Here is a 14734-nt window from a genome sequence, read left to right as displayed (position 1 = left end):
ATATTGTTAAACAACCGTTCTGATCTGATTAGAGACTGCTGAAGGTGGATTTCGCTCAATGACACGCAAAGAATGTTCTTTAGCCATCAAAAATTCAATTAAATATTGACTAGCTAGTTCAGGCATCATATTTTGACCACATGTAAAAATATCGACTGCCGAATAATTAGATTCAGGCCAAGTATGTATTGAAATATGAGATTCTGCCAGTAATGCAATTGCCGTAACCCCCTGAGGCTCAAATTTATTACTTATCAAATTCAAAACTGTTGCATTTGCCAATTTAGCAGCTCTATTTAAAATACAGCGCAAAAAGGATTCGTCATTTAATTTTTCGCGATCGCATCTATAAAGTTCCAACAAAAGGTGTTTACTTTGATGAATTAATTTTTGCTCATTACTTAACGAACTTAAAATTTGATTTTTTTTGTAGATTTCCATTTAAGAAATTTATATGAAATTAAGATTAGCTAAAAAACATGCTTTTTAAAAATTATAAGTGAATCATTTGTGAAGAGCCTAAGAAAGACTGATTAAATTTATCTAAATGTGTCGCACTTATAAAACATTGACTATCTTTACCAACAGAATTTAATAATAAATTTTGCCTAGTTAAATCTAATTCCGCCAAGACATCATCCAATATAAGTATTGGAGGAACATTTAGTGTTTTAGTTAATAAATCGAGTTCAGCCATCTTTAAAGCCAAGATAAAAGTCCTTTGCTGTCCTGAGGAACCATATTTTCTAACTGAAACATTATTAATTAGAAACTCAATATCATCACGATGAGGGCCAAAATTACATTTACCAGTCAATGCTTCTATTGAACGCTGATTTAAGAGTTGTTCTGCTATTTTTTTACTAATAACTTCTTCTTCTTCTTCTTCTGGACTTATATTTTGTATCCCCGATAGATAATTTATGTCTATTTGCTCTTGAGATTTACTTAAATGATTATGCCAATATTCAACATATGGTTTTATTTTTAATAAAGCTCTTCTTCTGCGCCGAAAAATTCTTGTACTTATTATTGACATTTGAATATCAAAGCTTTCAACAATATCTGTGGATTGGGTTTTTAAGAAACTTTCCGAACGCCAAAAATGACTTCTTTGTTTTAAAAGCCTATTAAATCTACTTATCAAGTCTAGATATACTGGTTCAAGCTGAGATACGACTTTATCAATCCATGTTCTTCGATAACTTGGTTCACTTCTAACAATATCTATATCATTAGAACAGAAACATACACTCCGAATATAATTCTTTATTTCACTCTGTTTTTTCAAGATTGATTCATTAACATAAATTCTTTTAGGCCCTTTACGGAATAAATTTAACTTTAAATCGTCTTTAAAATTTATTTGTCCTATAACTACAGCCATATCACTATCGTTCTCTATTAAATCTTTATCGCTTAGTGCTCTATTTGATTTTAATTGACTTAAAAATTCAACCGATTCAAGTAAATTTGATTTGCCAATACCATTGCAGCCAAGAACAATTGCTCTTTGCTCCTTTAGATCAATTTCAAAACTTTTATGGTTCCGAAAATTTTTAATTTTTAATTTATTTAAAAAAATTTTTTTTGTGCATTCATTAATTAAATTAGCTAAGTTTAAAATATTTAGATTCTCTTTAAAGAAATTGAAAAATTAAAGGGCATGTAGCTCAGTTGGATAGAGCATCAGATTCCGGTTCTGAGAGTCGGGGGTTCGAATCCCTCCATGCTCGTAAAATGATTTTTAAAGTTTATATCCCATTACTCTTATTCCATTTGGATCTAGTATAAATCCATTTTTCTCTAAACTTAAAAAAGAAGATACTGGAGCCTGTACAGAAATACTGCATCCAGGCATTTCTCTATTTATTTTCTCAAGAGTTACTTGAAGCAATATTGAATAATAAAGTTGCTGATTATTCCCTGGCAATGCACTTAAATTCCACAAGTTAGCATTCAATCCCCTGTCTGACGTAACCCTTACAAAACCATATAATTTATTCTTTAATTCATTCTGTATGGTGAAGAAGAAATTACTTTTCTGAATAGCCTCAGAAAGAGGTTTTATTGGAAACGTCTCACAACCACAATTAGCTAAAAGTTTATTAACTTCTTTAGCTAATGGAATTTGAGAAGAGTTAACAAAATAACCTTCTGGGAGAACAAGTTTTTTTTTAGAAAAATACTGCAATTATCAACCTGTATTTCTCATACCAGCTGCTATCCCATTAATAGTTAAAAGTGCTCCCCTCAATAGTTCACTTCTGCTGTAAGCCCTTCTAGATTCATCTTTATCTATCATAAATTCGCTTATTGGAGGTTGTCTTGTCTGGTCTCTTAATCTTCTTAAAAGTGAAACCTGCAAAAACCCTAATGGAATAATTGTCTTATTTCTCAAGCTAACTGAAGATTTCAAGTCTCTATCAGATTCTAGGAGCTTATTTTTACCAGTAATTTCAAGTATTAAAGATTTTGTAAGATTATATTCCTTAGAAATTACTTCAAAAATATCATCAAAAGAATCCTTATTTTTTTTACTGCCAAGAGTATCAACATAATATCTAGCAACTTCCAAATCCACCTTAGATAATGTCATTTCTACCTTAGAAATAAGCATCCTAAAAAATGGCCATCTTTGATGCAGAACTCTTAATAATTCAATTTGTTGTGGATCTGAATTTAATTCAGATGACAATGCAGTGCCTACTCCGAACCAACTTGGTAAAAGAAATCTACTTTGTGTCCAACCAAATACCCATGGAATAGCTCTTAAACTTGACAAATCTTTTGCACCTTTTTTTCTTCTAGCAGGCCTACTAGAAATCTGTAATTTACTTATTTCTTCTATTGGAGTGACCTCTTGAAAAAAATTTAACAGATCAGGATTCTCATGCACTAATTTTCTGTAATGAGACCTTGATGTTTCTGCCAACCTAGACATTAATTGATTCCATTCTGGAGTAGCGTCAAGTCTATTATTTACCAAACTATTTTGAATTACCGCTGTAGTTACAGTCTCAAGATTGTACAAAGCCAGTTCGGGAAGACTATATTTAGAAGCTAAAACTTCACCTTGTTCCGTTATTTTTATTCGCCCTTTTAAAGTGCCGCTTGGTTGAGCCAATATTGCCTGATAGGCTGGGCCTCCTCCTCTCCCTACAGAACCACCTCTTCCATGAAAAAGTCTTAGCAATATGTTATTTCTACTTGAGAGATTTTGAAGAGCTATTTGAGCTCTATGAATTTCCCAATTACTAGAAACAAACCCTGAATCTTTATTGCTATCAGAATATCCAAGCATTAATTCTTGCAGAGGTTTAAAAGATTCTCCTACTTTTGGCAATAATGATCTATAGAAATCTAATTTAAACAACTTTTCCATTACTTTTGGTGCTCTTTTAAGGTCTTCCACAGTTTCAAAAAGAGGAACAACCAATAATTTTGACTTTTGTGAATTTTGATCAAGAAGTCCCATTTCTTTTGCCAGCAAAAGAACTTCAAGCAAATCAGATGCACTATGACTCATTGAAATTACATAAGAATGACAAATGCGACTTCCAAATTCTTGCTGTAGTCTCTTAACCATTTTAAAAACTGAAAAAGTTTCTTCTGTAGTTTTTGTCCAATTAACGTCAGTTGGAATTAAAGGCCTTTTTGTATTTAATTCGTCTATAAGCCATTTAATTTTCTCTTCCTCAGACATTTGGTCATATTGAACAGATAAATCAAGATAACTTGTAAGCTCTTGTATAGCGTCACTATGCCTTGTACTCTCTTGACGAATATCTAAACTTGCTAAAGAAAATCCAAAAATATGAACCTGAGTAAGTAAAGTGTTTACTGACTCACAAGTTAAATCTGTACTAATCAAGCTATTTTTAATTAGTTCGAGATCATAAGTAAATTCTTTTACTGACTTGTAATATAAGTTTTCAACTTTATCTAGATTTTTGTTATCAGTTTCTCCCTCCAAGTCAAATTTCCACCCACTATCAGCTAATAAATTATTTCTTTCTTGTGTTAACCTTAGTTTTTCTAAAATATAACTTAATTTTAATCTGTAGGGTTCTGATCTATACCTTGTAGCTCTAGCTTCATATATTTCAGGGAACTTAACCCTGTCAGTTTCGAGTGATTCTAATAGGGAAGAACTGACTTGACTCCATTGCATCGACACACTTAATTGATCTCTAAGATTAGACGTCGCAATAATATATCTTTCCAACATCAACTGTCTTTGGTAGCAAGCAGTCCTCCATGTTATTTCCGGTGTGACCGATGGATTACCGTCCCTATCAGATCCTACCCATGAACCGAAGTTACAAAATGATTCTGAGGGCAACTGAACATCTGGATAATTTTCGGTAAGTGCTTCAGCGATCCTGCCCCTCAATTGAGGCATCGCATTAAATAAAACTTGCTGAAAATAATGCAAGGCATAATCAACTTCATCTAAAACTGAAGGTTTAAATTGATGCAATTCATCTGTTCTCCACCAAAGTCTTACTTCCTCTTTTAATTGGGTTTTTAAAGAAATTTTTTCTTCTTTTGTTAGAAATTGCTCAATCTGTATTTTTTTTAATAAATTTGCTACTCTTGTTTGCTTATGTCTAATAGTATGTCTTACGATCTCCGTCGGATGTGCAGTAAAAACTAAACGAATATCCATTTCCTGCAATAACTCCTCTAATTTTCCTGGTGGTACATTTAATTTCCTTAGCCTATAAAATAATTCTCTAAAAGTTACTGGAGCATTTTGCCTAGCCAATGCTGGGGCAAAAGGATCAAGATTATCGGGCGATTTTTGAACATCCTTATTGGTAAAGCTTTGAATATATCTATCTTCCTCAACTCTTTGTTCTAATATATTCACGAGTTGAAAATATAATGAAAACGCCCGTGCTGCTGCTATAGATTCTGCTAAATCCATAGAATTTACAATATCAACTATTTCATTTTTAAAAGTTTTTGAACTGTCACCATCAATTTGTTTTGAATAACTTAATTCTTTAAGCTGTATCAATCTCTCTGCTTGATCATTTGGGCATTCTTCTCTGAGCACAGATTCCCAGAGATCTTCAATTAAAAGACGATTTTTATCTAGTGGATCATTGTTACTTATCAGATCCACGTTATTATTTTTTATCTGTCGAAAAGATTCCATATAATCATTATGTCACAAGTGAAAATGTTCAGATCAAAGTTTATTTAAATAATCAAACATTCTAGGCCTCACTCCTAATCATATCTTCGATAGAAATTTTCATTATCTGCTCAATAGAAAGCCCTTTTTCATATTGATTGATCCATTTCATAGATTGATTGCCTTCTTCAAGCACTTTATATATAGGATCTAAAAGATGTTTCATACCAAAATTTTCTGCTGTGGATGATAAATCTGATAACAAGCTTTGAATCCATTCTCTACAAATAACTTTTTTGCCATCTTGCCAGTTAATTAACTCTGAATTCAGACTATCTTTAGCAGCATTAATTTCATTCTGATCACATATTTCTGACAACTCATCCATAGAAAAAATACTAGCATTCATGGGATCTAAGGTATTTATATTTTCAAAAAGATTTAAAATCCTTAGTTCTATCATGGCCGTTATCCCTAAAAGCAAATTAATATCGTGAACAAAATCACAAATTCTTAATTCCAAACGATCAAGAATCAAAGGTCTTTGAGGACCATTTGGTCGGATTGACGACCAAAAATGCCTAATATTTTGCATGTTTTTATTAGATATATTTTGCTCTATCCAGTCGATATAAGAATTATGATTTACAAAAAAAGGAACCCTACTAGGGGTTTTAGGAAACTGAATCCATCTTTGAGAATGATTATTCGTAATTTTATTATTTAAAAAAGGTGAACTAGCACTTAATGATAAATATAGAGCAGCCTCAGATCTTATAAGTCTTATAGCTGTAAAAAGTTTATCTAAATCATCTATTCCTATGTTAATATGGACACTTGAAGTTGCAATAGATATTCCATAATTATCTTGAATAAATTGATGATAGACGTTGTCAATATCAGATCTTTGAAATTGAATATCGTGTTCAAAACAAAGAGTGGATGAAGGAATGATTGTTAAATTTTTTGTATTTAGCCACTGCCTTAACTTTTTTCTTGGAGTTATTAATTTCTCATACAAAGAACCATAGTCTTTTTCAGGCGTTGTTATGTATTCAACGTTTCTGTTATCTGGCTCTTTTACAAAATTACGAAATTTTTTCTCAATTTCAGCCGAAACACCAATATGAGAATTTAAAGAACCCGTAAAAAGTTCCACCTCAAAACCCTTATAAAGATTATTTTGACTCATTTATTTATCCAAACAGGCTAATGCTTTAAGTATTCCCTTTGCTTTATTTATCGTCTCTTGATATTCATTTTCAGGGAAAGAATCAGCAACTATTCCAGCTCCTGCTTGCACTGATACATCATATTTTCCATCTCTTGAGGGTTTAACTATCATGGTTCTTATCGTAATTGCTGTATTTAATGCACCATTAATATCAACAGATCCGTAAACACCAGCATAAGGTCCTCTAGCATCTTTTTCAAAGTGCTTAATCAATTGCATAGCTCTTATTTTTGGGGCGCCAGTTACTGTCCCAGCGGGAAAGGATGCTTTGAGCAAATCCCATACATCAGCATTGTTTTTTAAGATTCCCTCAACTTGACTGACTATATGCATAACATGTGAATATTTCTCAATAACCATTAAATCCTTAACCTTGACAGTACCAATTTCACAAACTCTTCCAAGATCATTTCTCCCAAGATCAATTAGCATTACATGCTCAGCTATCTCTTTTGGATCTTTTAATAATTCCTTTTCTAATTCCAAGTCTTGTTGATTATCAATTCCTCTAGGTCTTGTACCAGCTATTGGTCTTAAGCTTGCAACAATCTGACTATTTTTATTTTTTTCTGCTTTAACCATTACTTCAGGACTTGAACCTATCAGATACCATGAGCCGAAATCAAAAAATGACATATATGGAGATGGATTAACCATCCTCAAACTTCTATATAAATTAAAGGGATCATTATTGACCTGAGTTTGGAATCTCTGACTTATAACTATTTGGAAGATATCTCCCCTTCTTATGTATTCTTTTGCAGAGAGAACTGCATCCTCAAAATCTTTTTTCTCCCAATTACTTTCTAGATCTAAATTCAAATTCTCATTTTCATTCCAATCTAAAAACTCATTTTCTGTCAGAGGAACTCTCATTAAATTTCTAGTTTTCTGAATTTTAGAAACTGCATTTAGATACAACTCCTCAATTAAGCACTCTTTTGAAGAAGTTGTATCTGTATAAACGACTGCAGTAATACATCTTTTTATTTGATCAAAAACAACTAACTGATCAAAAAACATCCAGGAACCATCGGGGATGTTGTTTTCTGGTATTTCATTTATTGGAACGCTTGGTTCTATTTGATTTATTAATTCATAACCCCAAGAGCCATATAACTGACCAATTGATGGTAAGTCATCAAGCATGGTTGACTTATATTCCTTTGTCCAACTTCTTAAAATATCGAAAGGATCACCTTTATGTGTCTCAGTTTTGCCATTATTCCAAGTTTTAACTATTTCTTCTCCATGACAAACTGCTTCCCAAAGAGGTTTAGTAGCAACAATACTCCACCTACCCAAATTCTCCCCACCTTCAACCGATTCAAGAAAAACACCATGAGAATCTTTTGAGGATAATTTTAACCAAGTTGACAATGGAGTCTCTAAATCTGCTGGCCAAGTTTCAACTATAGGTATAAAGTTTTTACCTTCTTTATAAGCCTTTAAAAAATTATCTTTCTGTGAGCTGTTCATATTAATAATGCCAGCCCAAATTATAATTATTTTCTTCTTTTATATCAACTTTAAGGAAGTTAATCAAAAGTATTCTTAGTTGTAAATTTCAAACCAGCTGGATTAGGATTCTCACCTATTCTTCTTGGATTATGACCTACTTTCTCTCTTCCTTCGTTTACTTTTTCAGGGAAAACACCATCCTTTGGGTGTAAAAATTCAATATCGCCACCTGGAAAAATTCGGTAGATTTTAAAATCTTCAATTCTTGGTTTGAAGGCTCTTAATTGTGTCCCTAATGCAAGGCATTGTTCTTTTCTTGCAAAGTACATTAAATTATCTCCTTCATTCATAATAGCCGCACCACCGGTAGGCAATTCAAATGCTTGTTCCTTTGAACTTTTCCATACAATTGCATATTTTTCTTCGGTTTCTGCTGAGTTTAATAAACCCCCAGTACTTCCTATATGCTTTGGAAATTGACCAACTAAAGTTTCAGTCATCCTAAATTTTGAATTATTTATAATAAGAAACTAGCATTCATATTTTGCAAAATTATAAATTCACAAGAAATTTTCTACATTATTTAATATATGTTTAACTTAATTCTCATTTCATTTTGCATCTGAAATGGGGAAAAATACCGTCAATCCTGCATCACGTCTTTGTGTGACATGCCCTCCTAAACTAGCTAATAACTTTTGAGTGGCATTTTGACTAAGTTGTAAACTTCCAGTTTGAGGGTTCCAATTTAAAACTGGACCAAGATCAGAACTATTATCTTTTTTTAGAATCTCTTCTTGATTGTTATCTAATTTTTGTACTTTGAGTTGAAGTTTGAGCTTTTGACCAGCTGGCCTTAATTCTAAAATTAAAGTACTACCCTCTTTTAATCCTCTGGTATTTTTATCAATTAATCCTCTTAACATTAATTCTAATTTTTCAGAATCACTCAAAATTTGTGGAAGTTGTTTGGGGATATCTATCTTCAAAGAAATACCACGACGATTTAATTGTTTATTCCAAAAAGGAGCAAGCTTTTTGAAAATTTCGGCTAAATTAATTTTCGCCAAGTTATTCAACGATGGCACTTCATTACTTACTAATTCTGCTGCATTAAAGATTAAACCAAACCTATCAATTTGTTCATTACATTCATTATCTATTTGAATTAAACGATTTCTCATTGATTCATCCATTTTATATTTTTTTAAAGTAGAACTTATTAGAGTTCTTATTGTTGCCAAAGGAGTTCTTACTTCATGAGAAATTGCACGTAATAATTTTGCTTCAGTGATTTGCGCATTTTTTTCATCATTTTTCACAAAATTTTGTATGTTATGACTTGGCGTATTATTTGCTAATTTTGCCGATAATATTGGCCAAAATAATTTTTCAAATTGCTTATTAATTTTAAGGTTACCTAAATTATTTATTGCATTACGAAATTTTACTCCTTCCTCATAATTTTCTTGATTTAATTTTGCATGCATTAATTCAATTGATAGTTTTAGGCTTTCTTCATCACACTTCATTAATAGAATTTTCTTATCTTTTTCTCCTACAATTGATAATACGCATTGAAAATTTGGGGTGATTATCATCAAAAAAGGTTCATAGCCATCTTCCTGACAAAGATTTAAGACTTTATAATTACTAAATAAATCGAAATCTTTTTTTATCTTTTCTGAATTATTGACTGGTAAAAAACCTGCATTCTCATTTTGAAAGTATGGAAACCCCTCAGGAGACCAAAGCCATCCATGAAGTTGATTTAAAAATTTTTTATCATTAAAAGCGGGCAAAGGAGAGGAGATCCAGATACCCCCCTGTTTATAATTCTGAGATAGGAATTCTTTTTGAATAACTTCTAAAGAAGCCCACCACATTCTTCTGGATGTATCATCATCAACATATATGGTTTGAACTCCTTTAATTAAAAACTCTTGAATTTTTTTTATGGTTATTTGTGATTTCATCAACTTCTTAGTGATCTAGAACGTTTCAATATAGATAAAACAAATCCAATAGATATAAAATTAGTCACCATTGACGTTCGACCATAGCTCATAAAAGGAAGGGGAATCCCAGTAACTGGTCCTAATCCAATAGTCATAAATAAGTTAATAATTATTTGAAATAAAAAAGTTGAGGCTATTCCGATAACAATTAGAGATTCAAAGTTAGTCCTAGCAATTGATGCAATATTAATAAGTTTTTTTATCAAAAAAAAGAACAAAAATAAAACTATAGTGCACCCCACAAAACCTAATTCTTCCCCTAAAGCACTGAATATAAAATCAGTATGTTGTTCAGGTATAAATTGCAAATTTGTCAGCTTACCTTGTAGCAAACCAGTCCCAAATAATCCTCCAGAACCAATTGCAATTTGACTCTGTATCAAATGATATCCGCCACCTAGTGGATCTCTATTTGGATCTAAAAATAAAACTAATCTATCTTTTTGATATTCTTTTAAGCCATATTGCCACAAAATTGGTGTCAGTTTTGCCACTAATAAATGGAACGAAATAGCGATAGCAGAAAAAATAATTTTCTTTTTTGAAGATCTATAAGCAAGATATCCTATAACTGGAATCCAGAAAATAAGAAGAGTTGGTAAGGTTAGGTACAATATAGATGTGATAATACAAAATACCAATATCAAAATCCACTCTATGGGCATTTGCGACCAATAGAGCATCACACTCGTCAAAACAAGTAAAACTAAAGAGGTGCCTAAGTCAGGCTGAAAGAAAATTAATAACCAAGGAATAATTACTACTAATAAGGGCAATACTAAATCTCTTATTGTTAAAATTATTTTTTTATCGAGTACTAAAGCAAGAGTTAATACAGTACTAAGTTTAGCTACTTCTGAAGGCTGAAAAGAAAAGATGCTCAAGTTTAGCCATCTTTGGGCTCCAGAAACTGAAATCCCAAAAAAATAAATTAGTAATAAGGATATTAAAGTACACAAATGAAATGGAACTATATACTTTCTAATTCTCTCTAAGGGTATATAAGAAATAAAAAATGCTAAAAAATAACATAAAAAACCAGTTAGGATATGACTCAAATAATTTGATACTAATAGATCACCCTGAATACTTTTTATTAAGAAACCCGAAATAATGACAAAAAACAGAGGAATTATAAGTAGTGGAGTAAATAAAAAACCTCTATCAAAGTTTTCTTTTTTTTGTAAAAATCCTCTTTTATTTAATAAAGAAATTCTCTTAAACATCAATTAACTATCAACAAATTGATTCTTAATTAATTGAGCTAAATTACCAAATACAACAGCACTTTCTATATTTGGCTGACTTACTGAGATTGGTACGCCTTTATTACTATCATCAACGAGAGGGATTTCAATAGGAATTTGAGCTAACAATGGTAAGTCATTTTCGTTAGCTAATGTTTGCCCACCACCTTTACCAAAAATTGCATATTTTTTACCTGGCATATCTGGCGGAATAAATACTGACATATTTTCTACAATACCCAGTAAAGGTACTCCGAGTTGTTTAAACATTGCTAATCCCCTCCTTGCGTCTTGCAAAGATACTTGTTGAGGAGTAGTGACAACTATAGCTCCAGAAATAGGCACAGATTGAGAAAGAGATATTTGAGCGTCTCCTGTTCCTGGAGGCAAATCAATAACCAAAAAATCAAGATTATTCCATTCAACTTGGTACAAAAATTGTCTGATAATACTATTAAGCATTGGTCCTCTCCATATAACTGGCTGACCTTCTTCTATGAGGAAACCCATTGATACCAATGAAATTCCATATTTATTTATTGGTATTAACCTTTGATCACTGCCACTACCTTCTGTAACCTTTGGATTCTGTTCGGCAACTCCCATCATTGAGGGAGTATTAGGTCCATATATATCGGCATCTAACAAACCAGTTTTAAAGCCTAATTTAGCTAGAGAACAAGCGAGATTAACTGCAATGGTACTTTTTCCAACTCCACCTTTACCACTGCTTACAGCTATGATATGTCGAATCCCATCAATCTTCTGCAACTCAGGAGCATTACTTTGATTTTGAGATTCTGTTTTGGAAGGATTATTATCTATCTCTATTTGAACATCATCAATATCTTCAAAATCCAGTAGTACGCCTCTAACCTCTTCTACAATTCTATCTCTTTGAGAATTTGCAAACGATGGTAATGATAATGTTACGATTACTCTCGGTATAGTTACTCTTACATTTTTAATCCAAGCTAATTCAATTACATTTTTCTGTGATCCAGCATCTAGAACTTTTTGTAAAGCAAAATTCGCATCTTCTATTGTGGTCATTAAATTTTTAAATATTTTGACAATGGTAGTCGACTGTTTAAAAGATTAAGAACTATGTCGAACTATCAAATAATAGGCAATAAGGACCCCCTAAGAGAAATTATAAAGAGAAACTTATAATTAACCAAAAAAATTTTTTTCTTCAAGATTTACTAAATACATGTTGAAAGAACCTCCTAAAAACTCGAGAGAAAAAACTAAAAATCTCTTATTAACTCTACAAGACAAAATTTGTTCAGGACTTGAAAATGTAGATGGCAAAGGGAAATTTACAGAGGAATCCTGGCTAAGAGACGAAGGTGGCGGTGGAAGATCTAGAGTATTGAAAAATGGTTCTATTTTTGAGCAAGCAGGCGTTAATTTCTCGGAAGTACAGGGAAAGGAATTACCTCAATCTATAATCTCTCAAAGACCCGAAGCAAAAGGTCATGAATGGTTCGCTACGGGAACTTCTATGGTTTTGCATCCTAAGAATCCCTATATTCCTACAGTTCATCTGAATTATCGATATTTCGAAGCTGGTCCTGTTTGGTGGTTTGGAGGAGGTGCTGATTTAACCCCTTTTTATCCTTATCTTTCTGATGTAAGGAATTTTCATAATGAACATAAAAAAGCTTGTGAGAAAGTTGATCAAGATTTGCATAAAGTTTTCAAACCATGGTGTGATGAATATTTCTTCTTGAAGCATAGACATGAATCGAGAGGCATAGGAGGTATTTTTTATGATTATCAAGATGGTTCAGGCAATATTTATAGAGGAAATAATCAAAATGGAGAAGCATCAAAAGCTTCAAAAAATATTGGCAGATCTAATTTAAATTGGGATGATTTATTTTCTTTAGCAGAAAATTGTGGGCAGGCATTCCTCCCTTCTTACTTACCCATTATTGAAAAAAGAGCTTCTCAAACATATTCATCAAAGGAAAGAGAATTCCAGCTATATCGAAGAGGTAGATATGTCGAATTCAATTTAGTTTGGGATAGAGGGACAATTTTTGGACTACAAACAAATGGCAGAACTGAATCTATATTAATGTCCTTACCGCCTTTAGCTAGATGGGAATATGGATATAAAGCTAGAAAGAATTCTCGAGAGGAATTTCTCACATCAATTTTTACAAAACCCCAAGATTGGTTAAACGATAAAGATTTAGAGAAATTCTGTATAGAGAACAATATTTTTGATTAAAAATTATCGAATAAAATTTTAAAGTATCTTAAATAGGTGTTTTAAATAAAGAACCGTCACTTTTCAATTGAAGTTTTTCTCCAAGTTCATTTTCTAAAGAGATTAATTCATCCCTATGGGCTCTAAGTCTCATAAAAGTTGAATCATTTTCATTTTCGTTGATCAACCTTAATTCAAATTTCTCCTCTCTTGCTGATTTTTTAAAATAAACAATTCCAGACAAGGGTCCACCAATTAATCCCAAAAGAATAGGCCACCAACCCAATTCAGGATATATTTGAATAATTACTAATCCCAAAGCACATGAACCAAAACCGCCAAGAAAACCTAAAAAAATTGCTAAGAATTTACTAGAAACAACTTGACCCTTGAATATTAAAATTCTTTGTTCAAAATCTCCTCCTGTTTGCTTCCATCCCCTCAAATTAAGCCATTCACATAAACCATTTAAAACCTTAATTGGCTGCTGAGAAGATGAAATTTCAACGATGGTTGTTCTATCTTTACTGGAAGCCCTAAGAAAAAAAAATAATCCTATGGCCAAGAGAATTGTCAGCAATAATGTTGAATTTAAGGAATATGACATTAAATAATTTTTTCTAGTAACTTGAGAATAAAAATTAAAGTTACATCATATTATAATTTTTTAGAATTATTCTGTAAAATATTCCTATTAGATAAAAATTCTTAATTATATAAAATCTTAAGTAATATTCTAAACCTTAAATTTCTTTAAATACTTATTAAAAATGACTATTAAAAATAAAAATATTGATCTTCTTTATAACGATTTAACAGTAGATTTATACAATCTTTATAAAAAATCATCCTACCTAGCTATTGACACTGAAGCAATGGGTTTAATTCATGGAAGAGATAGGCTCTGTTTAGTACAAATATGCAATGAATTTAAAAGAACATCGTGTATAAAAATCGAACTTAATACATCTTCTGCACCTCATTTAAAAAAACTTCTTGAAGATGAAAAAATTACTAAAATATTTCACTACGCAAGATTTGATGTAGCAGCTCTAAAATGCAATCTTGAGATTAATACAAAAAATATTTTTTGTACAAAAATTGCTAGTAAGTTGGCAAGAACTTATACAAATAAACACGGTTTAAAGGATTTAATTAATGAATTGTTAGGTATAGAACTGGACAAAAGCTCGCAAAGTAGTGATTGGGGTAGCAACGAAGATTTAACAAAAGATCAATTAGATTATGCAGCAAATGATGTTAGATATTTAATTGAAGCCATGCATAAATTAAAAGTTATCTTAGAAAGAGAGAATAGATATGAATTAGCTCAAAAATGTTTCGAAACAGTTTCTCTATATGCTGATTTAGACATACTAAAATTCTCAAATATATTTGAACATTAAA

The 14734-nt window shown here is 31.6% G+C and carries 13 protein-coding genes and 1 tRNA gene; 3 read left to right on the top strand and 11 right to left on the bottom strand.

Translation table 11 applies throughout. From position 1 onward, the window contains the following. Window positions 1–6 precede the first annotated feature (6 nt). Window positions 7–441, bottom strand: coding sequence for an adenosylmethionine decarboxylase (speD, locus tag BS621_RS05470; RefSeq protein ID WP_077142106.1), 435 nt, complete (start codon window positions 439–441; stop codon window positions 7–9). 52 nt (window positions 442–493) lie between these two features. Beyond that, window positions 494–1585 carry a DNA replication/repair protein RecF gene (gene recF / locus BS621_RS05465; RefSeq protein WP_077142105.1) on the bottom strand — a complete coding sequence of 364 codons (1092 nt, stop codon included), beginning with the start codon at window positions 1583–1585 and terminating at the stop codon, window positions 494–496. A 77-nt stretch (window positions 1586–1662) separates the two neighbouring features. Here recF and BS621_RS05460 point away from each other — a divergent pair. Then, a tRNA-Arg gene (locus BS621_RS05460) sits at window positions 1663–1736 on the top strand. An 11-nt stretch (window positions 1737–1747) separates the two neighbouring features. Here the strand turns inward: BS621_RS05460 and BS621_RS05455 are convergent. The 8 genes from BS621_RS05455 to BS621_RS05420 form a co-directional block, all read right to left on the bottom strand. Beyond that, a complete protein-coding gene (locus BS621_RS05455) occupies window positions 1748–2194 on the bottom strand; it encodes a hypothetical protein (protein ID WP_025934059.1) in 447 nt (148 codons plus the stop codon). Between the two features lie 3 nt (window positions 2195–2197). Further along, complete coding sequence (gene ppc, locus BS621_RS05450; protein WP_077142104.1) at window positions 2198–5167, bottom strand: phosphoenolpyruvate carboxylase; 2970 nt, start codon at window positions 5165–5167, stop codon at window positions 2198–2200. A gap of 61 nt (window positions 5168–5228) precedes the next feature. Continuing rightward, on the bottom strand, window positions 5229–6338 hold the full coding sequence (gene gshA / locus BS621_RS05445; RefSeq protein ID WP_077142103.1) for a glutamate--cysteine ligase: 1110 nt from the start codon (window positions 6336–6338) through the stop codon (window positions 5229–5231). Then, window positions 6339–7859, bottom strand: coding sequence for an anthranilate synthase component I family protein (locus BS621_RS05440; protein ID WP_077142102.1), 1521 nt, complete (start codon window positions 7857–7859; stop codon window positions 6339–6341). Window positions 7860–7918: 59 nt separating this feature from the next. Beyond that, window positions 7919–8341 (bottom strand): photosystem I reaction center subunit II PsaD, encoded by a 423-nt coding sequence (locus BS621_RS05435; protein WP_025937671.1) that lies wholly within the window; start codon window positions 8339–8341, stop codon window positions 7919–7921. A gap of 111 nt (window positions 8342–8452) precedes the next feature. Then, complete coding sequence (locus BS621_RS05430) at window positions 8453–9817, bottom strand: sensor histidine kinase (protein WP_077142101.1); 1365 nt, start codon at window positions 9815–9817, stop codon at window positions 8453–8455. Further along, the gene (gene rodA / locus BS621_RS05425) at window positions 9817–11085 is read right to left on the bottom strand and encodes a rod shape-determining protein RodA (RefSeq protein ID WP_077142100.1); all 1269 of its coding nucleotides are present in this window, start codon (window positions 11083–11085) and stop codon (window positions 9817–9819) included. Before rodA ends, BS621_RS05430 begins: the two co-directional genes overlap by 1 nt. A 3-nt stretch (window positions 11086–11088) precedes the next feature. Then, complete coding sequence (locus tag BS621_RS05420; protein ID WP_077142099.1) at window positions 11089–12159, bottom strand: Mrp/NBP35 family ATP-binding protein; 1071 nt, start codon at window positions 12157–12159, stop codon at window positions 11089–11091. Window positions 12160–12319: 160 nt separating this feature from the next. Here BS621_RS05420 and hemF point away from each other — a divergent pair, with 160 nt between their 5' ends. Continuing rightward, entirely contained in the window at window positions 12320–13348 is a 1029-nt protein-coding gene (gene hemF / locus BS621_RS05415) for an oxygen-dependent coproporphyrinogen oxidase (protein ID WP_077142098.1), read from the top strand. A 28-nt stretch (window positions 13349–13376) separates the two neighbouring features. On the opposite strand, the gene BS621_RS05410 is transcribed toward hemF, so the two are convergent. Next, window positions 13377–13934: a cofactor assembly of complex C subunit B gene (locus BS621_RS05410; RefSeq protein ID WP_025928914.1), complete on the bottom strand. Its 558-nt coding sequence runs from the start codon at window positions 13932–13934 to the stop codon at window positions 13377–13379. Window positions 13935–14097: 163 nt separating this feature from the next. Here BS621_RS05410 and BS621_RS05405 point away from each other — a divergent pair, with 163 nt between their 5' ends. After that, window positions 14098–14733: a ribonuclease D gene (locus tag BS621_RS05405; RefSeq protein WP_077142097.1), complete on the top strand. Its 636-nt coding sequence runs from the start codon at window positions 14098–14100 to the stop codon at window positions 14731–14733. Window position 14734 lies beyond the last annotated feature (1 nt).

Origin of the sequence: Prochlorococcus sp. RS04, from assembly GCF_001989455.1 — a bacterium.
Classification (GTDB): domain Bacteria; phylum Cyanobacteriota; class Cyanobacteriia; order PCC-6307; family Cyanobiaceae; genus Prochlorococcus_A.
Note: the sequence above shows the minus strand (reverse complement) of the source record. Positions and strands in the feature narration are given on the sequence as shown.